General features: G+C 57.1%; 17 protein-coding genes and 1 CRISPR repeat array. Of the genes, 9 read left to right on the forward strand and 8 right to left on the reverse strand.

Annotated features, from left to right (window positions below; genetic code table 11):
* Positions 1-301: 301 nt before the first annotated feature.
* The 4 genes from ACTG1P_RS20065 to umuD all read right to left on the reverse strand — a co-directional run bounded on the left by ACTG1P_RS20065 (position 302) and on the right by umuD (position 8,049).
* A complete protein-coding gene (locus tag ACTG1P_RS20065; protein WP_005353540.1) occupies positions 302-1,513 on the reverse strand; it encodes an EAL domain-containing response regulator in 1,212 nt (403 codons plus the stop codon).
* On the reverse strand, positions 1,506-5,750 hold the full coding sequence (locus ACTG1P_RS20070; protein ID WP_440002058.1) for an ATP-binding protein: 4,245 nt from the start codon (positions 5,748-5,750) through the stop codon (positions 1,506-1,508). Before ACTG1P_RS20070 ends, ACTG1P_RS20065 begins: the two co-directional genes overlap by 8 nt.
* Positions 5,751-6,365: 615 nt before the next feature.
* On the reverse strand, positions 6,366-7,625 hold the full coding sequence (gene umuC / locus ACTG1P_RS20075) for a translesion error-prone DNA polymerase V subunit UmuC (protein ID WP_440002059.1): 1,260 nt from the start codon (positions 7,623-7,625) through the stop codon (positions 6,366-6,368).
* Positions 7,606-8,049, reverse strand: a complete 444-nt coding sequence (gene umuD, locus ACTG1P_RS20080) for a translesion error-prone DNA polymerase V autoproteolytic subunit (RefSeq protein WP_368172800.1) — start codon at positions 8,047-8,049, stop codon at positions 7,606-7,608. The genes umuC and umuD overlap by 20 nt, the downstream gene beginning before the upstream one ends.
* A 116-nt stretch (positions 8,050-8,165) precedes the next feature.
* On the opposite strand from umuD, the gene ACTG1P_RS20085 reads away from it, so the two are divergent.
* From ACTG1P_RS20085 to cas6f, 9 genes are all read left to right on the forward strand, one after another.
* Entirely contained in the window at positions 8,166-8,357 is a 192-nt protein-coding gene (locus tag ACTG1P_RS20085) for a DUF3283 family protein (protein WP_440002060.1), read from the forward strand.
* A 100-nt stretch (positions 8,358-8,457) separates the two neighbouring features.
* On the forward strand, positions 8,458-9,444 hold the full coding sequence (locus ACTG1P_RS20090; protein ID WP_267512027.1) for a helix-turn-helix transcriptional regulator: 987 nt from the start codon (positions 8,458-8,460) through the stop codon (positions 9,442-9,444).
* Positions 9,445-9,488: 44 nt separating this feature from the next.
* The gene (gene cas1f / locus ACTG1P_RS20095; RefSeq protein ID WP_267512028.1) at positions 9,489-10,466 is read left to right on the forward strand and encodes a type I-F CRISPR-associated endonuclease Cas1f; all 978 of its coding nucleotides are present in this window, start codon (positions 9,489-9,491) and stop codon (positions 10,464-10,466) included.
* Positions 10,463-13,768, forward strand: a complete 3,306-nt coding sequence (gene cas3f, locus ACTG1P_RS20100; RefSeq protein WP_440002061.1) for a type I-F CRISPR-associated helicase Cas3f — start codon at positions 10,463-10,465, stop codon at positions 13,766-13,768. Before cas1f ends, cas3f begins: the two co-directional genes overlap by 4 nt.
* A 233-nt stretch (positions 13,769-14,001) precedes the next feature.
* The gene (locus ACTG1P_RS20105; protein WP_265324542.1) at positions 14,002-14,136 is read left to right on the forward strand and encodes a hypothetical protein; all 135 of its coding nucleotides are present in this window, start codon (positions 14,002-14,004) and stop codon (positions 14,134-14,136) included.
* Positions 14,137-14,153: 17 nt separating this feature from the next.
* Positions 14,154-15,347 carry a type I-F CRISPR-associated protein Csy1 gene (gene csy1 / locus ACTG1P_RS20110; RefSeq protein WP_440002062.1) on the forward strand — a complete coding sequence of 398 codons (1,194 nt, stop codon included), beginning with the start codon at positions 14,154-14,156 and terminating at the stop codon, positions 15,345-15,347.
* A complete protein-coding gene (gene csy2, locus ACTG1P_RS20115; RefSeq protein WP_421305662.1) occupies positions 15,344-16,303 on the forward strand; it encodes a type I-F CRISPR-associated protein Csy2 in 960 nt (319 codons plus the stop codon). The genes csy1 and csy2 overlap by 4 nt, the downstream gene beginning before the upstream one ends.
* Before the next feature lie 25 nt (positions 16,304-16,328).
* Positions 16,329-17,360 carry a type I-F CRISPR-associated protein Csy3 gene (csy3, locus tag ACTG1P_RS20120; protein WP_440002063.1) on the forward strand — a complete coding sequence of 344 codons (1,032 nt, stop codon included), beginning with the start codon at positions 16,329-16,331 and terminating at the stop codon, positions 17,358-17,360.
* 9 nt (positions 17,361-17,369) lie between these two features.
* Positions 17,370-17,921: a type I-F CRISPR-associated endoribonuclease Cas6/Csy4 gene (gene cas6f, locus ACTG1P_RS20125; RefSeq protein ID WP_440002064.1), complete on the forward strand. Its 552-nt coding sequence runs from the start codon at positions 17,370-17,372 to the stop codon at positions 17,919-17,921.
* A 128-nt stretch (positions 17,922-18,049) separates the two neighbouring features.
* A CRISPR array of direct repeats spans positions 18,050-24,738; the repeat unit is 28 nt; unit sequence CCTCGCAGCCGCACAGGCTGCTTAGAAA.
* Between the two features lie 128 nt (positions 24,739-24,866).
* Here the strand turns inward: cas6f and radC are convergent.
* The 4 genes from radC to ACTG1P_RS20145 form a co-directional block, all read right to left on the reverse strand.
* On the reverse strand, positions 24,867-25,370 hold the full coding sequence (gene radC, locus ACTG1P_RS20130; RefSeq protein ID WP_440002065.1) for a RadC family protein: 504 nt from the start codon (positions 25,368-25,370) through the stop codon (positions 24,867-24,869).
* Positions 25,371-25,478: 108 nt separating this feature from the next.
* Complete coding sequence (locus tag ACTG1P_RS20135) at positions 25,479-25,736, reverse strand: hypothetical protein (protein ID WP_024946326.1); 258 nt, start codon at positions 25,734-25,736, stop codon at positions 25,479-25,481.
* Positions 25,729-26,139, reverse strand: a complete 411-nt coding sequence (locus ACTG1P_RS20140) for a hypothetical protein (RefSeq protein ID WP_440002066.1) — start codon at positions 26,137-26,139, stop codon at positions 25,729-25,731. Before ACTG1P_RS20140 ends, ACTG1P_RS20135 begins: the two co-directional genes overlap by 8 nt.
* Before the next feature lie 9 nt (positions 26,140-26,148).
* Complete coding sequence (locus tag ACTG1P_RS20145; RefSeq protein ID WP_201997225.1) at positions 26,149-26,574, reverse strand: DUF2787 domain-containing protein; 426 nt, start codon at positions 26,572-26,574, stop codon at positions 26,149-26,151.
* Positions 26,575-26,592: the final 18 nt, after the last annotated feature.

Here is a 26,592-nt window from a genome sequence, read left to right on the forward strand (position 1 = left end):
ATTCATTGTCTTATTGTCAGTTTATGCGTCTGGTAGAAGAGAGGCTGCTCTCGCTCGCGATAGGCGTTATCCGCCAGTAGCACCATTTGTGATGCAACTTATTTTGCATAAATGGTGACTCAAGGCATGCGGCGAATGCAGAGCAAAGGGGGGGGCACTCGGTTGGATAAAAGGTTGGTGGATAGGGGGCGGGCATGCGTGAGTGGCGAGTCCTAGATAAAGAAAATGGCCACCTTTTCCAAGGCGGCCATTCACGTTGCCGGTCGGCGCGCTGTTGGCCCGAAGGGTTGGTCGCAGGAGATCAGCCGGATATCAGGGTCGGCAGTCGGGCTTGCCAGATCTGGTGCCAGTGCTGCAGTTCGCTGCGCGGCATCGGGCGGGCGGTGAAGAAGCCCTGACAGATATCGCACCCCAGCTTGGCCAGCAGTTGCCAGGTCTGCACATCTTCCACCCCTTCGGCGACTGATTTCAGCCCCAGCTTGCGGGCCAGCTCGATGCTCGACTCGATGATGGCCAGACGGGAGGGGTCGGCATAGCAGCGATCGACAAAAGATCGATCAAGTTTGAGCTCGGTAAAAGGCAGCAGCGCCAGCTGCTGCATCGAGGAGTAGCCGGTACCGAAGTCATCGATGGAGAGGCCAAAGCCGTGCATCCGCAGCCGGGTCAGCACCTCCAGCGCCTTGCCGATATCCTCGACAAACGAGCTTTCGGTCACCTCCAGGGTGATCAGCTCGGGGTTGACGCCCCAACGCTGGCACTGGTTGATCAGGAAGTGGCAGAGATCTCCCTCAATCAGCGAGGTGGTTGAGAGATTCATCGACAGATTGAGGGAGAGACCGGTCTGGCCCCACAGATGGCAATCCTGCAGCGACTTGTTGATGATGACATCGGTCAGCTGGTCGATAAGGCCGTTGTTTTCCGCCAGCGGGATAAACATGCCGGGGGAGATCAGCCCGTATTCCGGATGCTGCCAGCGGGCCAGCGCCTCCATCCCCACCCACTGGCCGGACGCAAAGCCGACCTTGGGTTGATACCAGGGCAGCAACTGATCGTTGTCGAGGGCGCGTTTGAGCTCGTCCACCGAGAGGACGAGGCCATCGTCCTTGCCCGAGGGGGCCGACTTGGGTGCCCAGGAGTCGATCAACTGGCGCAGCCGCTGCGGGCTGGAGGGTTTCTCGATGCGACCCAGCACATGGAGACCATAGGCCGCGCTCATCCGCAGCACGGCCTCCACCACGTCATCTTCCAGCGCGCTGGAGAGGATGATGCCGCCCCGAAAGCCACCCAGCGAGAGGCGGCGCAGCAGCGCCATGCCATCCATGCCGGGCATCCGCAGATCGCAGAACAGGATGTCGACAGTGTGGCTCTGGCACAGCGCCAGGGCTTCGATGCCGTCTGCGGCCTCCAGTAGTTGCTGATAACCGAGCGCCCGGATCTGGTGCATCAGGGTCTTGCGTTGAAACCCGTGATCTTCGACCACCATGATGACCAACTCGTCTGCCGTTCTACTCATCGAGCCACAATCCCATTTCACGTTCAATATTGTTCATCTGTTCTTCCACTCTCTGTGTCAGCAGCGCGAGCTCGCTCAACTGTTTGAGGCGGGCCGCCGATTCCAGTTGCGCCGCCTGCTCGGCCAGGGAGAGCTCCCCGACCATTCTGGCTGCCCCTTTGATGCGGTGGGCGATCTCCACCAGCTCCTGGCTATCATCGGAGGAGAGTGCGCTCATCATAGCGTGGCAATCTTTCCGGTTGGAGGCCAGATACTCCCTTGCCATGCTTTTGGCAATCTCTTCATCGCCAAACAGATCTTGCCAGCGACCGAGCATGTCGAGATTGATGGCCTGTCGTGCGGGCACTCTCTCTGTGATCGTAGTCGCGGGCAACCACCGCAGTAGCATCTGGCGCAGTGACTCCAGCGAATAGGGTTTGCACAGCATGCCGTTCATGCCGGCTGCCGTCATATTGGCTGCCGCCTCCTCCGAGGTATCGGCGGTGACGCCGATGATGGGGGCTTGCTCCCCCTGTTCCCGCAGGCGGCGGGTCAGGGTGTAGCCATCCATGTGCGGCATGTGGCAGTCGGTGATCAGCAGGGCGAAATCCCGGGTTTGCCAAGCGCGCAACGCCTTCTCGCCATCTTCCACTACCTCGCACTCCACTCCCAGAATTGCCAGTTGACGGGTCAGCAGGGCACGATTGACCAGATGATCATCGGCGACCAGCACCCGCCCGCTCAGTTTTTCGATGCTGGCGGCATGGGGGGCCACGGCTCGCCCGGTGATCAGCTCTCTGCAGCTTTCGAGCAACAGATCCGGATAGAGAGGGGATTGGCCGAGGCGCCACCAGTTCTCCGAGCCCATGCGTCCCCGCAACGCTTCGCGGGGGGAGAGGATGACCCCCTTGAGAGTGCCGGACTGCAGCAAGGTGTGCCAATCGCTCCCCATGCTGGACTCCAGAGCGGCCTCTTCCGCCAACAGCAGGCCGTCGAGATCGGCGGTGAGCTGGTGGATGTCGAGGGGGCTCAACCGGGCGCCGAGCCGCACCATGGTGGCCTGCAAGGTGGCATCGCTACCCAGCCACCACCATTCGCTGCCCGCCAGTGCGGGTGGTTCCCACAGGCCATTGAGCAGCGGGATGCTGAAGCGGAAACAGGCCCCTTCACCGAGCTGGCTCTTGACCGTCAGGGTACCGCCCATCTTCTTCACCAGCTGATCACAGATGGCCAGGCCCAGACCGGTGCCACCAAAGCGGCGATTGATATCGGATTCCACCTGCTCGAACGGGGTAAAGAGCAGCGCTTGCTTCTCTTCGGCGATGCCGATGCCGGTATCCTTCACCGCGATAACCAGCTGCTGGTCGTGACAGCTGACCTGGATCGAAATGGCGCCCTGCTCGGTGAACTTCACCGCATTGTTGAGCAGATTGGAGACCACCTGGCCCACTCTGACCGGATCGATATCGGCCAGGTCGGGGAGTTGATCCTCCCACTGGAGCGTGACCTTCAGCCCCTTGTTGTAGGCCAGTGCGGCATGGCCGCGGATCACATCGCACACCACAGGTTGCAGACGGCAGGATTGGCGATTGAGGTGCAGCTGACCCGCCTCGATTTTGGAAAAGTCGAGGATATCGTTGACCAGATAGAGCAGGTGGTTGGCCGAGCTCTCCACATTGCGCAGCAGATAGCGCTGGTCATCATTGAGCTCGCTCATGCGCAGCAGCTCCAGCATGCCGTGCATGCCCGAGATGGGGGTTCTCAGCTCATGACTCATGGTGGCCAAAAAGCGGCTGCGCGCCTGCATCGCCAGTTCGGCCGCGGCGCGCGCCTCGCGCAGCTCATGCTCCTGTTGCTTGATGGCGGTGATGTCCTGCACCACGCCGTTGAGCAGGCGATCATTGCCCTGTTGCGTCACAAAGTTGCCGCGGATCTGGATATAGCGCGCCCCCTGAGCAGAGGGCACCAGCACCTCCATATCGAGCGGCTCAAGGGTTTGCGCGTGTTTGGCCACCTCATCGACAAAGGCTGCCAGTGCCTCGTCGTTCAAGCCGAAGATCACGCCGCCAGACTCGGCTGCCATCAACTCTTGGTGGGTCATCCCGAGAATGTCGCTGGCTCCTTGGGACAGATAGAGGAATTTCCCCTTGCCAGCTCCTTGCCAGAGATATTGATAGACCAGACCCGGCATGCTGTCGGTGATATCCCGCAGTCTGCCCTCTACTTCACGCACCTTGTTTTCGGCGGCCTTGAGGGCACTGACATCTGTCAATACCGTCAACACCCCCTGAATCGTGCCGTCTGCTGCACGGTAGGGCAGTTTGATGTAGACCACATGAAGGGGCACATCCCCCTCGCGCTGGGTATAACCGGACCCTTCGAAGATCTCGCCGGTTTCCCAGACTGCACGCTCCTCGCGCAGCATCTGTTGCCGCTCGTCCCCGGTCATATAACCCCAGCCATCGCCGTCTGATCCGTCACCGATAAACAGCTCGCGGTATGCCCGGTTGCAGAGGGTCAGGTGATGCTCGCGATCCCGCAACGCCACCATGTTGGGCAGGGAGTCGAGCAGGGTCTGGACGAACGCCAGCTGCTCATTGAGCGTCTTCTCGGCCCGCTGACGCTGCACGATCTCCCGTTTCAGAGTGCGGTTCCACGCCCAGAACAGGGTAAACAACAGGGTTGCGGCCGCGCCGCCCATCACGAACCAGAGCAGCACGGTTTCGACATTGATCCCGGTCTGCACACTCATGGAGAGCCAGCGTCTCTCCACTTTATTGAGCTCCTCCGGCGGTATTGAATAGAGCACCTTGGTGAGGATCTGCTGCAGCATGGGATCTTTGCGTGCCGCCATGGCGACCGGCAGGCGCAGGTCTTTGCCGGCATAGACCACCTGATAGCGTTCACTCACCCGCTTGTTCATGGAGGGCATGGTCAACATCACGTAGTCCGCATCGCCCGTGTCCAGTAGCTCCAGCAAGCGGTTGTCATTGTTGACCTCTACCGGATGAGCACCAATGCTGGTTAACAGCTCTTTATCCACCGAGCCATGCACCGTGCCGACCCGCTTCCCTCGCAGCAGAGAGATGTCCGTGATATCGGCACTACGCTTGGGACCAATGACGACCCGATCGACAAACAGATAGCCGGGGGTGAACAGTGCAAATTGGCCGCGATCGTGGTTGGGGGAGATGGCTGGAATAAAATCGATCTGCCGCAGCTTCAGCAGGTTCTGGGTTTCTCCCCAGCTATTGGTGCGAACCAGAGAGAACTTCAGCCCGGAGACTTGCTGCATCAGCGCCATCAGGTCCGCCACAAAACCGACCAGCCTGCCCCGATAATTGAACTCGCTCATCGATGTCCAGTCCGGGGAGACGCCGTAAGTGAGCACCGGATGTTGGTTGAGCCACTCCTGCTCCTCAGGGGTAAACTGGATGGATTTGCTCTCTCCCGTGGTGACGTGCGGGCTCGTTACGGAAACCTTAAACAGATGACGGCGATCTTCAATCGGGATCTCGTTGAATGCCTTGCTCACCAGGCTGACCAGTGCCGGGTCGCTCTGGTTCATATTGATGGAGAGGGCCGTGCCGCTCACCCATTCCGGGGTCACGATGGTGAAACCGGTTTTGGGATGCTGCTCTTTCACCATCATCAGTGATGGCATATCGGCTAGATAGGCGTCAGCCAGACGCTGCTTGAGCATAAAGGCGGCTTCGCTGCGGCTCTCCGCCTCGGTCACGCGGGGCAATCCCATTCTTTTCAATTCACTGCACGCATTGACCCCAGAGACACAGACCCAGCGCAAATCATGGGCATCCTGTCGTGACAGCTCCGTTTTGCCATTGTTGAGCAGCACACCACGCGGTATGGAGAGCAAAAATGGGAGGGAGACGATATGGGATCGCCACTGCTCGCCCGGCTGGTAGTTGACCAGTATGTCCACTTCGCCGTGGTCAAGTCCGGTCAGTGCATCCGTGTTGGAGGGGTAGACCTTGTAGCGCAGGGTCAAACCGAGTTTTCTGGCAATCTGCTGCGCAATGTCGGGGACTGGGCCGGTAAAGCGTTGATCTGCATCTTTATAGCTGTATGGAGGGTCACCCATCATCGGCATGCCGATGATAAGCTCCCGGTGTGATGACAGCCAGGCGCGCTCAGACAGATCGAACCCATCCTCATTCAGACTGGTATGGGCTTGCGCCGCCATGCCCCAGAGCAGTAGCAGGAGAAACAGGAATAGACGATCACATTGGCGGAGCATCAGAAGGAATCCAACAAAAGTGGGCACGTATTGTAAGTGCATTAAAATGCAGCGGCCAACTTCAATTTACTCAATATTGTGCCACGACATGCCACTGTGCGGCTGTGAGTCCGGCTAGTACCGGGATGGCAACCTGATGATAAAACCTGCGCGGTGATGCGCCTGAATTTTTGCCAAAGGCCAGTTCAAGGGGGATATTGGAAAAAATCCAACCAGTTTGACATCGGTAAACAAGATGGACATGGACAAATAAAAAAGGGCCACCTCTTGCGAGATGGCCCTTTCCAAACGTTTGGTGGGCTGGGGGAGATTGAACTGGATATTTAATTTATTGATTTAAAATAAAAAACGCCAATTCAGAAAATTTCAATATGCCTAACCGTATGCCTAACATCAGAACTTCTGCAGTAACATAGTGTTATCTGGGTTGGCATGGCCATATGTGGTTAATTGGCCGTGGAGGAAATGTTAACTCTCACCTTCCTCAAAAGGTAACTGACTCTTGCGAAAGTTGGCGCTCTCTGTTGTATCAGTTCCTCGTTTGGAAAAAAATTCCCCGTCCAAAATTTACCTGTCCAGCGAGCTTTGAATAGACTGTTCAACCTTCTGTGGCTTTTACCTCGCCACCGGCAGGTCCTCCCAGCGGGTGGTGTAACAGGGGCTTAAGTGCTCTTGTCGCATCATCCACTCAGGCGACCCCGTACCTTGGCTGGCAAAGCCTACGCGCCCCAATCCCTTGGCTTTGATCTGGTCCATCACAGCCATCAGCGCGTCCGATTGAGCGGAGGACGGGGCAAACAGATCTGCCTGTTGCTGCCCCTTGGGGGTGAACTCACTCAGCATGACGCCCCCCTTCTGATAGCGGTAACCGTCGCGCCAAATCAGCGCTAGCAGCACGTTCACTTGCTGCAGCAGCAACCGGGTGTCATCGCTAGGGCAGACCAGCCGGACGCCAGCCTGCTCACTGTAGTAAGGCGCTCGTTCGTCAAAGGGGCTGGTTCGCACGAACAGGTGCACCCGCTGGCAACACATCCCCTCGGCCCGCAGTTTCTCGGCTGCGCGAGCCATAAAGCCTGACAACGCTTGGGCCATTTCTCCACGGTCTGTCACGCGCTCCCCAAAGGAACGGCTTGAGAGGATCTGCTGCTTCGCCACCGGTTCAACGGTCAGCTCTGCGCAAGGCAAGCCACGCAGCTCCTGTACGATCCGCTCGACCACCACGCCGTATTGGGCGCGTAACCCTTTGGCATCACTGGCCACCAGGTCAGCCACGGTGTTGATGCCTTGAGCCACCAACTTGGCCCCCAAGCGCCGCCCTATGCCCCACACCTCATCCACTGGGGTGATAGCCATCAGCCGGGCGCGGCGCAGCTCGTCACGCAAGTCCACGACGCCGCCAGTGGCAGGCCACTTCTTGGCTGCATAGTTGGCCAGCTTGGCGAGGGTCTTGGTGGGGCCGATCCCAACCCCTACCGTTAGGCCGGTCCACTGCCACACTCGTTGCCGGATCTGTTGTCCATAGGCTGTCAGGTCCCCGGCAAACGACTCCGACAGTGACAGGAATGCTTCATCGATGGAGTAGACCTCCAGCTCGGGGGCCATGGTCTCCAACGTGCACATCACCCTGCCAGACATATCGCCATAGAGTGCGTAGTTGGAGCTGAATGCCACACCGCCATGCGCCTCGAACTGCTCGCGGATCTTGAAGTAGGGCCCGGCCATCTTGATGCCCATCGCCTTGGCTTCGGGGCTGCGCGACACCACGCATCCATCGTTGTTGGAGAGCACCACGATCGGGCGGCCACGCAGCTCAGGGCGAAACAGCCGCTCACAGCTGGCGTAGAAGTTGTTTACATCAACGAGCGCTATAGCCATCACGCTGCCTCAGATTGCCAATCACATGGGTGACCACTCCGAACAACTCCAGGGAGAGGCTCATACAAGGGTCGATAGGCGCGAACGCCGGATTGGCTGGCAACAGCCGCAACCTCGGCTTGAGCTGCAAGGTCTTTACCGTGAAGCCACCATCGAGTAGTGCAATCACCACATCACCATGGCGCGGGGTGAGGCTCTTATCGACCACCAGCAAGTCACCGGGAAAGATGCCGACCCCGGTCATGCTATCCCCCTCGGCACGCAGATAGAAGGTTGCTGCAGGGTGCGGCACGCAGTGGGTGTTGAGGTCCAACTTCCCTTCCAGATAGTCGCTGGCTGGGCTGGGAAAGCCGCAAGAGGCGCGGTGCAAGAACAGCGGGATGGTCACCTCGGCGGGTGATGGGTCTGGGGTTAACAGCTTCATGGTAACAATGCCTGTATTTATATACAGGCATTATAGCGCGCCACCTTTGAACCAGCGCAAGTCCCGCATGCCAGTGATGGCGTACCATGGCGCCGACAAATAACAAAGAGGTCAGTATGAGTCACAATCTGTGTGCCCTACCGAAAGAGCAGAAAGAACGGGTCGAGGTTGAGAAGGCCGCCGCATATGCGGTATGGAAGGAGCGCAACGGTTACTTGGCCAGCGCAGAAAGCGAAGCGAACCAACATCAAGGTGAACTGGGCCGCTACTTCCTCGAACAAGTGGCGAAATACAAGAAACTAAGATAACGCACGGTCTCTAAAGGTCGCGTATATGTGAGACTCGATAGGGTTTTTCCATTCCTTAAGTGGTAGCCTAGTCGTTATTAACCAATAACTTAACAGAAGAATGGAACAACTTAACCGAGCCCTTGCCTTACACCAGTTACTCTTGGACTTTCGTTACCCTGTTCCACGCGCCGTCATACTCGAGCGACTTGCGTGCTCAGCCAGCACTTTCAAACGGCTGCTGGAATTGCTGCGAGACCGTTATCAGGCGCCAATAATCTGGGACCCGATCGCTCGTGGTTATCGCTACGATACCGATGATGGCCGATTTACCTTGCCGGGTGTTTGGCTTACCGAATCGGAAGCCTTTGCGCTCTTGATGGCCAATCGCCTGCTGCAAGATGTGCAACCGGGTCTGCAGCAGCAGGGGGTGGCTCAGTTGCAGGCACGTATCGGAGATTTGCTGGGTCCCCAGTGGCAGAATGAAGCTGACCGCCTGCGTGTGGAAAGCATCGGGCGCCAATACGTGCCCCCAGAGCTATTCCTACCTCTGGTACAAACGCTGTTTTCCAGGCGTCAACTCCACTTTCTCTATCATCCCACACAACATCAGTCCGAAAAGCGTCAAGTATCGCCACAACGTCTCTGCTGGTATCGGGACAACTGGTATCTGCTTGCCTGGTGTCATGGACGAGAAGCCTTGCGCCTCTTTGCCTTGAGTCGAATAGTCGAACCCAAAGCGCTGGATGAAGCCGCCTGCGAATGTGGGACACCTGAGCTGGATGCGCTCTTTGCAAATGGCTATGGCATCTTCGCTGGAGCTGATTTGCAACAGGCCGAGCTGCGCTTTGACCCATCTGCTACCCCTTGGGTTAGAGATGTGCAGTGGCACCGGGAGCAGCTCCAGACCATAGAGCCAAGCGGCCATATTCGTCTCACTTTCCCCTATGCCGATCAACGCGAACTGGTACGCGACCTGATGCGCTTTAGTGGCGAGGTTGAGGTGCTTGCACCACTTGAACTGCGTCAGAGTGTGATAGCGGCCATGGAGGCCGGATTAAAAAAACATGAGGCAGTGGCACCACTGGCTCAGCCGGTGAGCCAGTGAGCGATTAAGAATAGCCAGAGCTTATCAAGAGGAAGCTTTCGGATATGGCAGAGCTACACCCATCTGATCTGAAGACCATTTTGCATTCCAAACGGGCCAACCTTTACTACTTGGAGTATTGCCGGGTCTTGGTCAATGGTGGTCGTGTTGAGTATGTGACCGATGAAGGAAAAGAGTCACTCTATTGGAATATTCCGATTGCCAATACTACCTGCATCCTGCTGGGAACAGGCACATCTATTACTCAGGCTGCCATGCGGGAACTGGCGAAGGCGGGTGTCTTGGTTGGTTTTTGTGGCGGTGGTGGCACACCTCTTTTTGCTGCCAATGAAGTTGAGGTGAGCGTGAGTTGGCTCACCTCCCAGAGCGAGTACAGGCCAACCGAATATCTGCAGCAGTGGGTTAGCTTCTGGTTTTGTGATGATGCAAGGCTAAAAGCGGCCATCGCCTTTCAAAAAGTGCGTATCGCCCAGATTCGCAATGTATGGGTGGGGGCGGCCATGAAACGTGAGCGGGCATTCGCGCTCGATGAGGCCGCTCTCGACAGTGCCTTGTTACGTTTCGAGGCCCAGCTTGCTCACTGTCAGAGTACTACCGATGTGCTGGCACAAGAGGCCAGCTTGACCAAGATGCTCTACAAGTTGGCGGGCAATGCTGTGTGTTATGGCGAGTTTACCCGTGCCAAGCATGGCAGTGGCATCGACATGGCCAACCGTTTTCTCGATCACGGTAACTATCTCGCCTATGGCCTTGCCGCAACCGCTTGTTGGGTTATCGGCCTGCCCCATGGTCTCTCTGTACTTCATGGTAAAACCCGTCGCGGTGGGTTGGTGTTTGATGTGGCTGATCTGATCAAGGATGCGCTCATCTTGCCCCAGGCTTTTATCGCTGCCATGGCCGGGGAAGAAGAGCAAGAATTTCGCCAGCGGATCATCGGCCGCTTTAATCAGCACGGTGCATTGGATCTGATGATTGAGACCTTGCAGTCGGTAGCCGCCGACCTAAGTGAGGTGGGGCGATGAATGTGCTGTTGGTCTCCCAGTGCAGTAAACGAGCCTTGGATGAAACAAGGCGCATTCTGGATCAGTTTGCCGAACGTAAAGGTGAGAGAACCTGGGCGACGACGATCACCCAAAATGGCCTCGATACTTTACGCAAACTGCTACGTAAAACGGCCCGTCGTAACACCGCCGTATCCTGTCACTGGCTCAAAAGCTCGGGGCCCGAGCTTTGCTGGATTGTTGGCAATGTCCGCCGCTTCAATGAGCAGGGTTCGGTACCGACCAACAGTACCGGGCGCAATATCCTGCGCAGCCAGGATGAGAATCTCTGGCACTCTGGTGAAGCCATGGCGTTGTTGGCGGCGATCGCTGGCCTTTTTCACGATCTGGGCAAAGCCAACCGGCTCTTTCAGGACAAGCTCACGGGCAAGCGCCGTGAGCTGAGCGAGCCACTTCGCCATGAGTGGGTCTCGCTGCGCATCTTTGAAGCTTTCGTCGATGGTCGGGGCGACCTGCAGTGGCTAACAGCGCTCTCTAACGTGAACCCAAATGATGAAAAGGAGGCATTGGCAGGTCTTGGTAAGCTGACCGAGAGCAAGGCACATCCAACCAGAGTAAACCCGTTCGAAGCCTTACCGCCGATCGCTCGCATCATCGGCTGGCTTATCGTCTCGCACCATCGTTTGCCGCAGTTTGACGCCAAACATGAGCAAGCCGTCGGCACGCCTCCTCTGGAACGGTTAACGGTAGATTCAGGGCGCTTTGATGCCAGCTGGAACTCCCCCCAATGCCGCGATCCTGAATGGGGTAAGGATGCATGGCAACGTGTTTGGGTCTTCCCTCACGGTACTCCTCTCGCCAGTCAAACCTGGTGCAGCAAAGCCAACAGTCTGGCGCAGCGAGCGCTACAGTGTCATTCACTCTGGCAAGACCGGGATTGGCTATCCGATCGTTTCACTGCTCATTTGGCTCGTTTGTGCCTGATGTTGGCAGACCATGCCTACTCCTCAGGTGATGTAACCGAGAAGTGGCAAGACAGGGATTATCGGGCCTATGCCAATACCGATCGCGTCACGGGCAGGCTCAAACAGTCGCTTGATGAGCACAATATCGGCGTGGGCCATAACGCTTATCTGCTCGCCAAGAGTCTGCCTAAACTGCGGCCTTATCTACCCGCAATCACTCGTCACAAAGGCTTTAAACAGCGCAGCCAACAGAGTGCATTTCGCTGGCAGGACAAGGCATTTGATTTGGCCAGAATGTTGGTTCACCGCTCCCGGCAGCAGGGGTTCTTTGGGGTCAATATGGCTTCAACCGGCTGCGGAAAAACTTTTGCCAATGCCCGCATCATGTACGGGCTGGCCGATGAAAAGCTAGGCTGCCGCTTTAGCGTCGCATTGGGCCTTCGCACCCTGACGTTGCAAACCGGCGATGCCTTGAGAGCTAGGTTATCACTCGATTCTGATGATCTGGCCGTGCTGATAGGTTCTACGGCAGTGCAGCAGCTCCATGAGCTTCGAACCCGAAAGGCACTTTCCGAGCCTAAGAGTGGCTCTGAATCGGCAGAGTCGCTGCTTGATACCAATATGCATGTGCGTTACGACGGAGCCCTCGATGACGGCCCACTACGTCGCTGGCTCAAACAATCTCCTGCCTTGCATCAATTGGTCAGCGCCCCTGTACTGGTGAGCACCATCGATCACCTGATCCTGGCGACCGAAGGAACTCGTGGCGGCAAGCAGATTGCCCCCATGCTGCGTCTGCTCACCTCGGATCTGGTGCTTGATGAACCCGATGACTTCGGGCTGTCCGATCTGCCTGCCCTCTGTCGTCTGGTCAATTGGGCGGGGATGCTGGGTAGTCGGGTGCTGCTCTCATCGGCTACCTTGCAGCCCGCCTTGTTGAATGCCTTATTTGCTGCCTATCAGGCGGGGAGAGCCCATTACCACAAAGCCTGTGGCCAGCCAGGGCTCATGCCCCCTATCTGCTGTGCCTGGTTCGATGAATTCGGGGTCGCCCAGCAGGATCTGGCTGAACAGAGTGCTTTCAAGGTTAATCACCAAGAGTTTGTGGCCGCTCGACTGACCAAGCTGGCCGAGCAATCCGCCCTGCGCCGGGGAGCAATATGGTCTGTGAGTGCAAGTGGAAAAAGTAGCGATGAGGTGGTGCAAGCCATGGCGAGCGCGGTTCGTGAGGGTATGCTCCTGCTACACAGTGAGCATCATGAGCGCCACGTCTCAGGCAAGTGTTGTTCGGTTGGCCTGGTACGTATGGCCAATATCAATCCGCTGGTCGCCATCGCCCAGCAGGTGCTGGCCCAAGCCCCCCCACCCGATACACGCATCCACTTTTGTATCTATCACAGCCACCATCCGCTGTTGGTCCGATCCCATATGGAAGAACACCTTGATGCCCTGCTGACCCGCCACGATAGCGACGCATTTTGGCTGCGCCCAGAGGTGCAGCATGCACTGGCGCAACCCGAGACACACCACCTGTTTATCGTCTTTGCCTCGCCGGTCGCCGAAGTGGGGCGGGATCACGACTATGACTGGGCCATCGCCGAGCCGAGCTCAATGCGATCTCTTATCCAGTTGGCCGGTCGCATTCAGCGTCACCGCAAGAGGGGGCCAGGTGCTCCAAACCTCTTGATCCTCAATCGCAATGTCAAGGCGTTGCGAGGGGTGACCCCGGCCTATTGTCAGCCGGGGTTTGAGTCGAGCCAATTCCAACTCAATGACTCGGATATGAACGCAAGCTTGCCATTGAGTTGTTACGAGTGGATCTCTGCGGCACCAGCCATCCAGATGCCACCGGGCATCAGTCTGAGTGGCCGTTACAATCGGCTCGATGCGTTGGAGCACGCTCATCTCCACGTCCGGCTGTTTGGCTACAGCAAGGGAGGCAAGCGGTTGGATACGCCGCCGGCTCAGCAGTGGTGGCAATACCAATACCATGTTGATTGGGCTGGCGAGATGCAGCGGCAAACTCGCTTTCGGGAGTCGCGCCCCGACGAAGGCTTTGTACTCTATCAGGGTGATGAGGATGAGCCCCTGCGTTTTCACCGGCTCGAAGAGCGTGGTGAGCCTGAGCTGGTGGAGGCTAGCTGTTTCGAGCGCCAGACCTTTACGCCCGCCGAACGGGTCGCCCCCTGGTTGAATAACGAGCCAGAGCCTCTGTTGGCCGCCCTGAGGGAGCAGTTGGAGTGGGATGCCGCCAGGCTATCGCACACCTTTACCGAGATCCGTCTGCCACTAAACGAGCAGAGTGCCAAGCCTTGGCGATATGACCCGCAATTCGGTGTGTATAAGGCGCTCAATTGAGCGCCTTATACAGGACTCTACCTGTTCGGTAGCTAGGGTGAGAAGAAAAGCACACGTGCATTTTTCTGAGCTGTCTGTTCGACAGATTAAGGATTATAGCGAGTATCAAAACAAGCAGATACAGCTGATAGGAAAGTTTTACAAAAAGAACACGAGCATTGGCTGTTGATTTTCCGGCAAGCCAAGTTCACCATAGCTCCATAGGGATCGGTATGGATCTTTGTGGGGGCGTAATGAAACAAGTACAACGTCTTGTACTGGCTGGGCTGTTTTGTATCGGCTCAGGTATCGCAAGCAACTTGCATCTGAACATTGATGTGGTGTTTTTCGTTCCGGTCGGTCAGGTGGATCTTGTCAAACATCTTTAGGTACTAGGGAGGAAGCAATGGGGGTGGAACAGTTGTCATCAGTCATCGATGACTATATCTCGGCAAGGCAGGAGGCCAAACCAGAAAAATGGTCCTCCAAGGGGGAGTGGCTCGACGATGCTGCCAAACGGGCCAAGCAGATAACATTGGTTACCCATGCCCCCAAGTTTACCCATGGGGATGCGCGGGGGATTGGAGCTAGAGTCGAAGGGATGACGGGGGAAGAGTATCTCTCTACTGCCAGTCTGACTGCGCCGGTTATCGATGTGATCGGCAATGCGGCAGCCCTCGATGTGGCCAATCTGTTGCTGCTCGAAGCGGACGGCAAACGGCTGGTGGATCTGATTCAGGATGGCGATTCCTCTGCCCTTGCAACCTTCAGCAACAATAAGACACAGCTGGAATCATGGTGTGATGGACTCTCTCAGGCCTTGGCAGGTGGTGCTGTGACTACTCACCCCCTGGCCAAGCAGATCTATTTTCCCGTGGATGGGGGATACCACCTGCTGAGCCCCCTCTTTGCCAGCTCGCTGTGTCATGCCTTGTATCAACGCATCGATCAGTCTCGCTTCGGGGATGAGGCGAAGGCTGCGCGAGATGCTTGCCGTAAAAAAGAGTTTTCCGAATTGACCGTCGTGGACTTTCCCCATCTGGCGGAGCAGCACTTTGGCGGCACCAAACCCCAAAATGTCTCTCTTCTTAACAGTAAACGCTACGGCCGCGCCTATCTGTTGAGCAGCCAACCACCTGCGTGGCAAGACCGGCTTACGGCGCCCGAGAGCCACGAGCATTTCTGGATACGCTACGAGTATCGGGTTGCGGCCACTCTCGGTGAGCTGAGCCGTTTTCTCAAGTCGGTGGTGCTGGTTGATAACAACGCCGCCATCAAACAGCGCCGAGCTGTGCTGGTGGATGACTTGATGGGGGCGCTACTCCACTACGGCGCCGAGCTGCGTACCTTGCCTGCGGGCTGGAGCCGGGCGATGACTGAGCCGATGAGCGAGGCGTTTTGCCGCTGGCTCGATCCCATCGACGAGCAGACACTCTCCGATAAAGAGGCCAATCAGATAGCTCTGGAATTTGGTCGCCGACTCAATCGGCGGCTGCAAAGGCGGTTGGCCCATATCGGGGATGCTGAGCTGCATGTCTGGCGTCGTCAGTTGGCGAGTCAACTGCGTTTGTTGCAACAGGATCTGGAGGAATGGGCATGAAATCGACCCTGCTGCTTCGTCACCTCAAGGTAGAAAATGCCAATGCTATCAGCGGGCTGACCTATGGCTTTCCGGCCATCAGCCATTTTCTGGGTTTCACTCACGCCCTGTCACGCCGCCTTGAGCAGAACTATGGCCTCACCCTAGGGGGCTGCGCAGTCATCGCTCATCACACCGTGTTACAGAGTCAGTCGCTTGGCAACCGCCGTGAGCAGGTCTTTGCTCTGACGCGCAACCCTTTGACCAAAGAGGGGAAGACGGCTCCCTTTAATGAAGAGGGGCGTGTGCACCTCGACATCAGCCTGTTGATTGAGTGTGATTTTGACGCCGACCAGCTACCTAAAACGGGAGCGCTGGATCAACGAGTCCGAGAGCTTCAAGCTTGGTTTGAACGCACCGTGCCGACCCTGCGCTTGGCCGGGGGAACTATCACCAGCCTTGAGCTGGTGCAGTGGCGCGAGCGCTATGAGGAGCGCGAGCTACGCCGCTTGTGTATGGGCTTGCTACCGGGCTTTGCCCTGGTCTGCCGTCATGACCTGTTAACTCTTCACCATCAACAGCGGTCCAGCACCGAGACTGGCGTTGAGGTGCTCGACAGCCTGCTCGATTTTGTCACCCTGCGCTATCAGGCGCAGCAAGATGAAGCCGGTGTGGTGAGCTGGCCGCAACTGGCCAAACCGGCGTCCGGTTATCTGGTACCACTGGCCGTGGGTTACCAAGGTATCTCCTCCCTCCATGAACCGGGTTCTGTTCTCAGTAGCCGCGATCAGGAGACCCCTTTTCGGTTTGTTGAGTCTATCTACACCTTGGGTCAGTGGGTCAGCCCACACCGGATTCAGAGTCTTGATGCCCTGTTATGGCGCTATCGCCATCAGGAACCCTATTACCTCTGTGAAAACCACTACATCGCGCCTTCTCTGAGTATTGAAGAAGACGATGAAGAATTTATCAGCTAATCACCGGAAGATAAGGAATCACATCATGGCAAAAGCAACAATCAAAACCGCCTCCGTTCTGGCCTTCGAGCGCAAGCTCGCTAACTCCGATGCCCGACTTTTCGCCGGTAATTGGCAAGAGCGGGATAACCCTGCTGCCTGGCTTCCGGTATCACTGCAAGAAAAAGCCGTGCGTGGCACCATCTCCAATCGCTTGAAGAAAGCTACTGCCGAAGACTCGGCCAAGCTCGATAACGAGATCCAGAAACCTAATCTGCAGCGGGTCGATGTGGCGACGCTGCCCTTCGATGCCGATACCCTGCGGGTTAGTTTTACCCTGCGCGTGCTGGGCAACCTGGCCCAGCCTTCTGCCTGCAACGATCAGGCTTATCAGTCGGTATTGGTAGAGAAGATCGATGGCTATGTACGTGAACACCAGTTCCATGAGCTGGCGGCCCGTTATGCCGAGAACTTGGCTAATGGCCGCTTCCTGTGGCGCAACCGGGTTGGGGCTGAAGCCGTGGAGGTACGCATCAGCCAGCTTGAGCAAGGCTCGGCTAAGCAGAGCTGGGTCTTTGATGCCCTGAACTTCAACTTGCGTACCTTTACCAAGCCAGAAGGTGCGCTGGCTGAACTGGCTGAAGTAATCCGACAAGGGCTGCTTGGCAACGACTTCGCGCTGTTAAGTGTCGAGACATTTGTTCGTATCGGGGCCGGTCAGGAAGTGTTCCCTTCTCAGGAATTGGTGCTCGACCAGAGTGGTGGCAAAGAGGGGAAAAAGAGCAAGTACCTCTACCAGGTGGATGGTATTGCCGCGATGCACTCCCAGAAAATTGGCAACGCCCTACGCACCATCGACACCTGGTACCCAGGTTCAGAGGAACTGGGACCGATCGCAGTAGAGCCGTATGGTTCGGTTACCAGCCGTGGCACGGCCTATCGCCAACCCAAAGAGAAGCTCGACTTTTATAACCAGCTCGATGGCTGGATGCTGAAAGACAATGTTCCATCAGTGGAACAACAGCACTATGTGATTGCGACCCTGATACGCGGCGGCGTCTTCGGTGAGGCAGACTAAGGAGCTCCTATGGATCACTACCTTGATATTCGTGTCCTGCCCGACCCCGAATTTGGCCAGGTGGAGTTGCTTAATGCCCTCTATGCCAAACTGCATCGGGTGCTCCCCTCCCTGACCAAGGGTAGGGTAGGGGTCAGCTTCCCCGGCTATAAACGCACGCTAGGAGAATGTCTGCGCTTGCACGGCTCCTTGGCCGACTTGCTTAACCTCACTGAGGTGAACTGGTTGCAAGGGATGCGTGATTATATCCATATCGGTGAGCTTGCCACGGTGCCGGAAGGAGCCTGTTTTAGGGTTGTAAGAAGGGTTAATGCCAAGAGTGCCCGTAACAAGCGTCGTCGTTCTGTGGCAAAGGGTTGGTTGACCGAAGAGGAGGCGCTGATACGCATCCCTGATACTCAACAGAAAGTAATGACACTTCCTTATGCCGAGATGCACAGTCTTTCTACTGGTAGCAGGATGCGGCTCTATATCGAGCACGGCCCCTTGCTTGATATGCCGGTGGTTGGTGAATTTAACGCATATGGATTAAGTGCCACGGTTACCATTCCCTGGTTCTGACCCTATTTTCAAGGGTGTAGCTAACACATTGATTCTAGATGTGTTCTACGCCCTTGCTCGAATAGGGCTTTGTGTATAAAGCTAACCGAGTTCTTTAACAATCAATCAGATAGCACTAACGTGCAACACCTCGCAGCCGCACAGGCTGCTTAGAAAATCATCCAGTCATCAAGCGGGTAATGGATCTCCCTCGCAGCCGCACAGGCTGCTTAGAAACTGGGCAATCTGGTCCGGTGTGTTCAGGTCAGCCTCGCAGCCGCACAGGCTGCTTAGAAAATAAGCGCTTGATAGATAGCACTGACGTAGCGCCTCGCAGCCGCACAGGCTGCTTAGAAAAGCATCACAGCCACAGGGCGGATATGTCCGCCCCTCGCAGCCGCACAGGCTGCTTAGAAATGCGGGTCCAGCTCTGATGTTTCAGCAAACGACCTCGCAGCCGCACAGGCTGCTTAGAAACCGATAGACGTGCCATCTTTCCCCCCATCACACCTCGCAGCCGCACAGGCTGCTTAGAAAGGCGACCAGCTTGAGATCGGCACTTGCAGACCCCTCGCAGCCGCACAGGCTGCTTAGAAAGACCACGGCGGCGAGACCTGTCAGGACTTCGGCCTCGCAGCCGCACAGGCTGCTTAGAAAGCATGGGCGGCTGAGTGGAAGCTCGCCACAACCCTCGCAGCCGCACAGGCTGCTTAGAAAATCGCGAGCGCCACCACGATTAGACATAGTGACCTCGCAGCCGCACAGGCTGCTTAGAAAACACACGGAGCTCGTGGTCACAAATGGCGAGCCCTCGCAGCCGCACAGGCTGCTTAGAAAAATTGGGGTTCTTCGTTGGTTAAACTTGATGACCTCGCAGCCGCACAGGCTGCTTAGAAAACAAACACGGTGATAGCTGCATATGATGCGCACCTCGCAGCCGCACAGGCTGCTTAGAAAATATGCAGGGAGACAGCGCGGGATGTGTGAGCCCTCGCAGCCGCACAGGCTGCTTAGAAATCGCGTGGCTTCGCCACATCGCGGTACGGGTCCCTCGCAGCCGCACAGGCTGCTTAGAAAGAGCTGAGCCAGCCATGCTGCACTGCGCCATCCCTCGCAGCCGCACAGGCTGCTTAGAAAGAAATCAAGCGCTTTGACGATGAAGGCGAACGCCTCGCAGCCGCACAGGCTGCTTAGAAATCTGGTTGTTGCCAGGGCTGGGCCAGCATGTGCCTCGCAGCCGCACAGGCTGCTTAGAAAGCCTCGCGGATAGTCTGTCGCTTGGCCTCATCCCTCGCAGCCGCACAGGCTGCTTAGAAAAGTGTACTCAAGCGGTGAGTTTGCCACCGGCCCCTCGCAGCCGCACAGGCTGCTTAGAAATCGCTGCTGATGCTCCTTAACTCCATATCTCACCTCGCAGCCGCACAGGCTGCTTAGAAAATCGGCCGATTCCGATCTAACAATCAATTTTTCCTCGCAGCCGCACAGGCTGCTTAGAAATTGTGGCTGGTCATGGCGGCCTGCTCCACCCTCCTCGCAGCCGCACAGGCTGCTTAGAAAGATCAGGCGAGAGGCATAGCCGGTGTAGTTGGCCTCGCAGCCGCACAGGCTGCTTAGAAAAACCAGAACGACAAAGGGCCAGCCGCCGAGGCCCTCGCAGCCGCACAGGCTGCTTAGAAAAGCGCAACCTGCTGGAGATGCGCCGCTTCTCACCTCGCAGCCGCACAGGCTGCTTAGAAATGATGGATAAGGGGTTCCGAGCCGTGGATAACCCTCGCAGCCGCACAGGCTGCTTAGAAAAGCAACAAAGAGATCAAGGCGACATCCGAGCACCTCGCAGCCGCACAGGCTGCTTAGAAAGGAGTGAATGCGGCTGATGCCGCTCACCAAATCCTCGCAGCCGCACAGGCTGCTTAGAAAATGTTGGCCAGCTCAACGTGGTAGTTGGCCTTCCTCGCAGCCGCACAGGCTGCTTAGAAAGAGAATGGCCAAGTCTGCCAGCGAAAACCCCTCCTCGCAGCCGCACAGGCTGCTTAGAAAGTCGGGCCAACGCTCACCGAGAATGGCCAAGTCCTCGCAGCCGCACAGGCTGCTTAGAAACTAAAGGGTGGCCTTTCTAACAAGTTCCCGATCCTCGCAGCCGCACAGGCTGCTTAGAAATACGCCGTCTCTGTCTTCTCGGCAGCGCTGCTCCTCGCAGCCGCACAGGCTGCTTAGAAATTGAGGTGGTGGTGTTCGGTTTGCCTGATGGCCCTCGCAGCCGCACAGGCTGCTTAGAAATTTCCGCCAAAAGAGGCGCTCGACTGGTTCAACCTCGCAGCCGCACAGGCTGCTTAGAAATGAAAGGGTTCGGCAACCTGGCGATCACCGTGCCTCGCAGCCGCACAGGCTGCTTAGAAAAAGCACAATGATGTTAAGGCGAAACACTCGGACCTCGCAGCCGCACAGGCTGCTTAGAAAGTGCAGGCGCGGGTCACGGTATGCGTCGCCAACCTCGCAGCCGCACAGGCTGCTTAGAAAATGAAAAAGCCGAGCCTCGGCGACTACCGCAGCCTCGCAGCCGCACAGGCTGCTTAGAAAGGAACCGCTGACGCTGATGTGCTGGATAATCGCCTCGCAGCCGCACAGGCTGCTTAGAAACAGTGTCTCAGCTTGCTGACCATTCCTACCACCCTCGCAGCCGCACAGGCTGCTTAGAAACTCTAGGCCCATCCAGACACCCAGCTTAGCCCCCTCGCAGCCGCACAGGCTGCTTAGAAAGGAGAGAAGTTCAGGCGGGCTTTGGTGGACGCCCTCGCAGCCGCACAGGCTGCTTAGAAAGGCATCGGGATTCGTGTTTGTGAGCCGGTTCCCCTCGCAGCCGCACAGGCTGCTTAGAAAACGATTGGCCGCCTTCCACGCTGCCCCTTGCTCCTCGCAGCCGCACAGGCTGCTTAGAAAACTACGTTCATTCGCCCGTACCAGGGGCTCACCCTCGCAGCCGCACAGGCTGCTTAGAAAGGTTGGCGGCTCCGTTAACGTTGGCAGTAACCCCTCGCAGCCGCACAGGCTGCTTAGAAAAAGGAGCACGCCGGGATCTACGCCTGGGAAGACCTCGCAGCCGCACAGGCTGCTTAGAAATCGTTCAGGAAGCTTTCGACAATGCCCTCGTCCCTCGCAGCCGCACAGGCTGCTTAGAAAGTGAGAGTTACCGGAACCCCGCTTGTGTGTTGCCTCGCAGCCGCACAGGCTGCTTAGAAACGGCAGCCGCCCCAGCGCTCCCCGTTTCCGTATCCTCGCAGCCGCACAGGCTGCTTAGAAAAATGGCATTTATGATGCGTTCGTGCAGGCGAACCTCGCAGCCGCACAGGCTGCTTAGAAACCCAAGGGCTCAATGCTCCTCATCTTCGCCCCACCTCGCAGCCGCACAGGCTGCTTAGAAACATCAGGCATACCACAAGGGCGACCGCTTCTTCCTCGCAGCCGCACAGGCTGCTTAGAAAAAAGGCAGATTTGGAGGCCTCCAGACGGGCCACCTCGCAGCCGCACAGGCTGCTTAGAAACCGGATCAGGGCTTGGCCTGCTTGGCCGATTCCCTCGCAGCCGCACAGGCTGCTTAGAAATGCTCGGAAGACCCCCTGTTCCAGTTCGAGAACCTCGCAGCCGCACAGGCTGCTTAGAAACGTGGTGGGGCGTCCGCACAGTGCAGGTTGGTCCTCGCAGCCGCACAGGCTGCTTAGAAATTGCTGGTGAGCGTCAGAGTGCGGCGGGCAACCCTCGCAGCCGCACAGGCTGCTTAGAAAGGTGGCTGCTGTCAACTTCGTGATCTCTGCGCCCTCGCAGCCGCACAGGCTGCTTAGAAAAGCATCCCGGCCTTCATTCTGAGCAGCTCTTTCCTCGCAGCCGCACAGGCTGCTTAGAAATGTTCAAAGGTCGCACCTGCACAGGTCGAGAACCTCGCAGCCGCACAGGCTGCTTAGAAAAAGCCGATTGGCCGTGCCGAGACCGTGACAACCCTCGCAGCCGCACAGGCTGCTTAGAAAAGGATTGGCTTGCAGCTTGTCCAGTTCATCCTCCTCGCAGCCGCACAGGCTGCTTAGAAAGATTCAACGCCGGTTCAACAGCCAGACGTTGCCCTCGCAGCCGCACAGGCTGCTTAGAAAAGTGGTCAAGGTGGCCGTAATCAACGGTGGTCCCTCGCAGCCGCACAGGCTGCTTAGAAAAGATGCAGAGTTGGCGGTCGCAAGAGTGCTGACCTCGCAGCCGCACAGGCTGCTTAGAAATTTGCCGACCTGCTGCGCTGGCATGGTGATCGCCTCGCAGCCGCACAGGCTGCTTAGAAATCTTCCAGCCAGCAGCCAAACATCAGGCTGGCCCTCGCAGCCGCACAGGCTGCTAAGAAACGAGTGATAATCGGGCCAGCAATAGACATTAACTTCGCAGCCGCACAGGCTGCTAAGAAAAGCAGAAAGCCCGCGCATCCCTGATTTTACAGCTTCGCAGCCGCACAGGCTGCTAAGAAAAGCACCTGGCACCCCAGTAATGAGCGTAATCACTTCGCAGCCGCACAGGCTGCTAAGAAAATCACGGCCAGCGTCGGCCTTGGCGGCTTCGGCTTCGCAGCCGCACAGGCTGCTAAGAAAGCTGGCAAGTGGGCCTTCCGCAAAGTCATGGCCTTCGCAGCCGCACAGGCTGCTAAGAAATATCAGCCCTGCGCTATGGGCCTGTCGCCTCTCTTCGCAGCCGCACAGGCTGCTAAGAAAACGCTGATTTAATCCGTGAGCAGGTCGCTGACCTTCGCAGCCGCACAGGCTGCTAAGAAAACGATACCGCAAGAGACGAGGCGCTCGGATATCTTCGCAGCCGCACAGGCTGCTAAGAAACTGATTTACATGGCAAAGCAGCAGCCCAAAGACTTCGCAGCCGCACAGGCTGCTAAGAAATTCGCCCGCATAGGAGTTGTCCACGTATTCGACTTCGCAGCCGCACAGGCTGCTAAGAAAAAGCCATCTGGCTGCTGATGAACGACGGCGACCTTCGCAGCCGCGCAGGCTGCTAAGAAAGCGCACCTTGATCAGGTACTCCGGCGCATCCCCTTCGCAGCCGCACAGGCTGCTAAGAAAAAGGAGCAGGCCGACAAGGCCGAGCGCGAGAACTTCGCAGCCGCACAGGCCGCTAAGAAAACCGGCCGACTCAACGACAACAAGATGGCCGTCTTCGCAGCCGCACAGGCTGCTAAGAAATTGGCGGCCATTGCTGATGAACTCAACGATGGCTTCGCAGCCGCACAGGCTGCTAAGAAAGGCAGGGTGTCGAGCCCCGGCGCGCCGATGATCTTCGCAGCCGCACAGGCTGCTAAGAAAAGCACCGGCAGTGTCCCCCTCGGACATCGAGCCTTCGCAGCCGCACAGGCTGCTAAGAAATATCCGGACGGTACACCTGTTGCTCAGGTGGCCTTCGCAGCCGCACAGGCTGCTAAGAAAAGTGGCCCAGCTCCAACCGCCGACATTGTTGGCTTCGCAGCCGGACAGGCTGCTAAGAAAATAACACCATGGTTGATGGCGCCCCACGCCACCTTCGCAGCCGCACAGGCTGCTAAGAAAACACGCGCCTATAGCCTTCGGCTGGCGCTCTACTTCGCAGCCGCACAGGCTGCTAAGAAAATATGCGCCATACATTTGCTTGCTGGATGCTGCTTCGCAGCCGCACAGGCTGCTAAGAAAAATGCCAAGGCGCTTACTTGGTCGAGCAACAACTCGCAGCCGCACAGGCTGCTAAGAAAATTGACGTTCGCCTGATACCAGGCACCACAACCTTCGCAGCCGCACAGGCTGCTAAGAAACATGATGGGGCGTCCGGTTCACCTGAACAACCCTTCGCAGCCGCACAGGCTGCTAAGAAATGGCGAGGGCGCTTGGTCTTCATCGGTTCTGGCTTCGCAGCCGCACAGGCTACTAAGAAATGTCAATTGATAGATATGACAGGGTTATTATTCTTCGCAGCCGCACAGGCTGCTAAGAAATCTGTCACAGAAACAAAACAAAGATTTGCCGTCTTCGCAGCCGGACAGGCTGCTAAGAAACAGTACGCCGGAGACCTGCGCGGTTACCTCAACTTCGCAGCCGCACAGGCTGCTTAGAAACAGCGCTCGAAGGCGTGGCGGGTGACGTACAGCCTCGCAGCCGCACAGGCTGCTTAGAAATGCAGTTGCTCGACCGTTCCCCCGGGCCAGCACTTCGCAGCCGGACAGGCTGCTAAGAAAGTCATTGATGGTCGGCTCCATGCTGTCACCTTCTTCGCAGCCGGACAGGCTGCTAAGAAAAAGTCATCGGAGTTAAATGCGAGTTCGTCCTTCTTCGCAGCCGGACAGGCTGCTAAGAAATGCCCCCGGGCCGCCAACTGCAGGCGCTGCCGCTTCGCAGCCGGACAGGCTGCTAAGAAAGGATCGATGGCCACCGGCTGCGCCGGCGACCACTTCGCAGCCGGACAGGCCGCTAAGAAAAAGCTGGCCGAGGCATACGACTACTTTGCCAACTTCGCAGCCGCACAGGCTGCTAAGAAATCAAGGGGGTTGCGGTATGTCAAGCCATAACCCTTCGCAGCCGCACAGGCTGCTAAGAAAATTGAGCGATAGCACCTCGTCCAGCAGAGGGGCTTCGCAGCCGCACAGGCTGCTAAGAAAAGGTACCACCACCGCACTTTTACCCCTGGGTCCTTCGCAGCCGCACAGGCTGCTAAGAAATGCTTGCGCTGCCCTGGTACATAGAGCTCACCCTTCGCAGCCGGACAGGCTGCTAAGAAATGCGGCTGTTGATGCTGGCGGGGGAGATCCTCCTTCGCAGCCGGACAGGCTGCCTAGAAAGTTACACGCCATGGTGACTGGTGAATTACGGTTGCTCTCTGTAGCCCAAGAAGGTAAAGAAAAAACGGCCACACAGGCCGTCCGAAACTTGGCCGTTGCCTCGGCCGCTATCAATAACCAATTCTGTTTCAAGAGTTCATGTAGCCTCGTTGTTTGAGTGATACAACGCCATTACTAGCAACCACCAAATGATCTAGGGTTCGGATATCAACCAGAGACAAAGCACTCTGCAGTCGCTGGGTTATTTCTATGTCTGCTCGGCTGGGTTCAGGGTGACCTGACGGGTGGTTATGCACCAGCATCAGAGCTGCAGCATTGAGCGCCAACGCACGTTTAACAACTTCCCGTGGGTAGACGAAGGCACTGCTGAGCGTGCCGCGAAATAGCTCCTCATATGCCAGGATCCGATGCTGGTTGTCCAAGAACAGTATGGCAAATACTTCATGCTCTCTGCTCTGCAACAGGGTTTGTAGTGCCTGCTGAGCCAAGTGTTTGTCGGTAATAGCTTCTCCTTTGGCCAGTTTCTGACGGGCAATCTGGTTGGCGATAGTCAACAGGTCCTCTTCGTTAATCAGCTCAGTGACGAGGTAGGTGCCGGGGATCTCCCCAGCGATCAATTTGTGATGCAACATGATGTACTCCATACGCCATCGCCCCACCGCGTGGGATGCGGCAGGGTCGGCGAGGTGTTTGGTTAATAGGTTGGTAAATGTGGTGGTTGCAGGATTGGCTGGTGGTGTTCAGGCCGCAAGGGTGTGAGTGGTGTAGTCGTGCAACGGGACGTCGTAACTGGTCGCAAGCAGGGTGCCTAGCTGGGTTAGCCAGCGGTGATCCGGGTGGTCGCACAGCCATTGAGCCAGTGCTTTGCCCTGTTCGTTTTCATAGCGCAGGTAGAGGGCATAACCGTCCACTGGCTGGCCTTGGTCATGCACCACTTCAATCTGACCATCGCGCTCAAGATAAGTCTCCAGTTCGATGGCGATCACGGCGTTAATCATCTTCGCTCTCCATGTCGGCGATGGGGTCACTCTCCACGGCATAGCCGCGATGGATGCAGATGCGCTGCAGGTCAGCCAGGAAGCTTGCAAGCACGCGAGGCTGATCGGTGAGTGAGACGGGCCCTGCTTGGCAACGCCAGAAACAGCTGTGTTTAGGGTCGATACAGATCTCATCTTTCGGCTGACTCATAGTGCGCCCGTCATCGGCATTGGTGATGGAGAGCAGTTGCCACTGCACACCAGACCAGCGGACCTGCAGAGTGACTGTGCGGATGTGTGGACTATCCGGTGTCAGGTGCAGCAACCAGCGCTGACTACTGCGGGTAGGGGTTATCTTGGCGTTGACGGCAACTTGTCCCAACCATTGACGTGAGTAGTGGGAGAGCGCTAATTCTTGGCTCATCGTGTCCTCCTAATCTCCTGCGACCGTGACGCTGAAACACTCCAACCGGCAGTAGGCAATGAAGTTGCTCTGCCAGATATCGAACAGCTCCCGCGCTTCTGCCAGCCGCAGTGGTCCCCAGCCCAACATGGTGTGTTCCCCATCGAGGAAGTTGAAATCGAGCTCCTTGCTGAGCTCGGCATCCGAGCCCAGCCCCTGATAACTGAAATCGGTGACGTAATCGAACAGCCAGCCATCGAGCCCACGGATCAGGCGGATCTCGACTGGGTGCACGCCGCCTTGCTCGGCACTGTAGCCGGGGTTACGAAAGTTGAAAGTCAGTTGGGTTAAGCGCTCAAGATTGAGCTCGGTTTTAGCGACTTCTTGGTCGAGCAGAACCAGCAATGCTTGTGCAACGGGCAGGGCAAAGCCGTCCCGGAAAAAGGGAATGGTCATGGTGTACTCCTTGTGGGG

Origin of the sequence: Aeromonas sp. 11P, assembly GCF_051920165.1 — a bacterium.
Taxonomy (GTDB): Bacteria; Pseudomonadota; Gammaproteobacteria; order Enterobacterales; family Aeromonadaceae; genus Aeromonas; species Aeromonas veronii.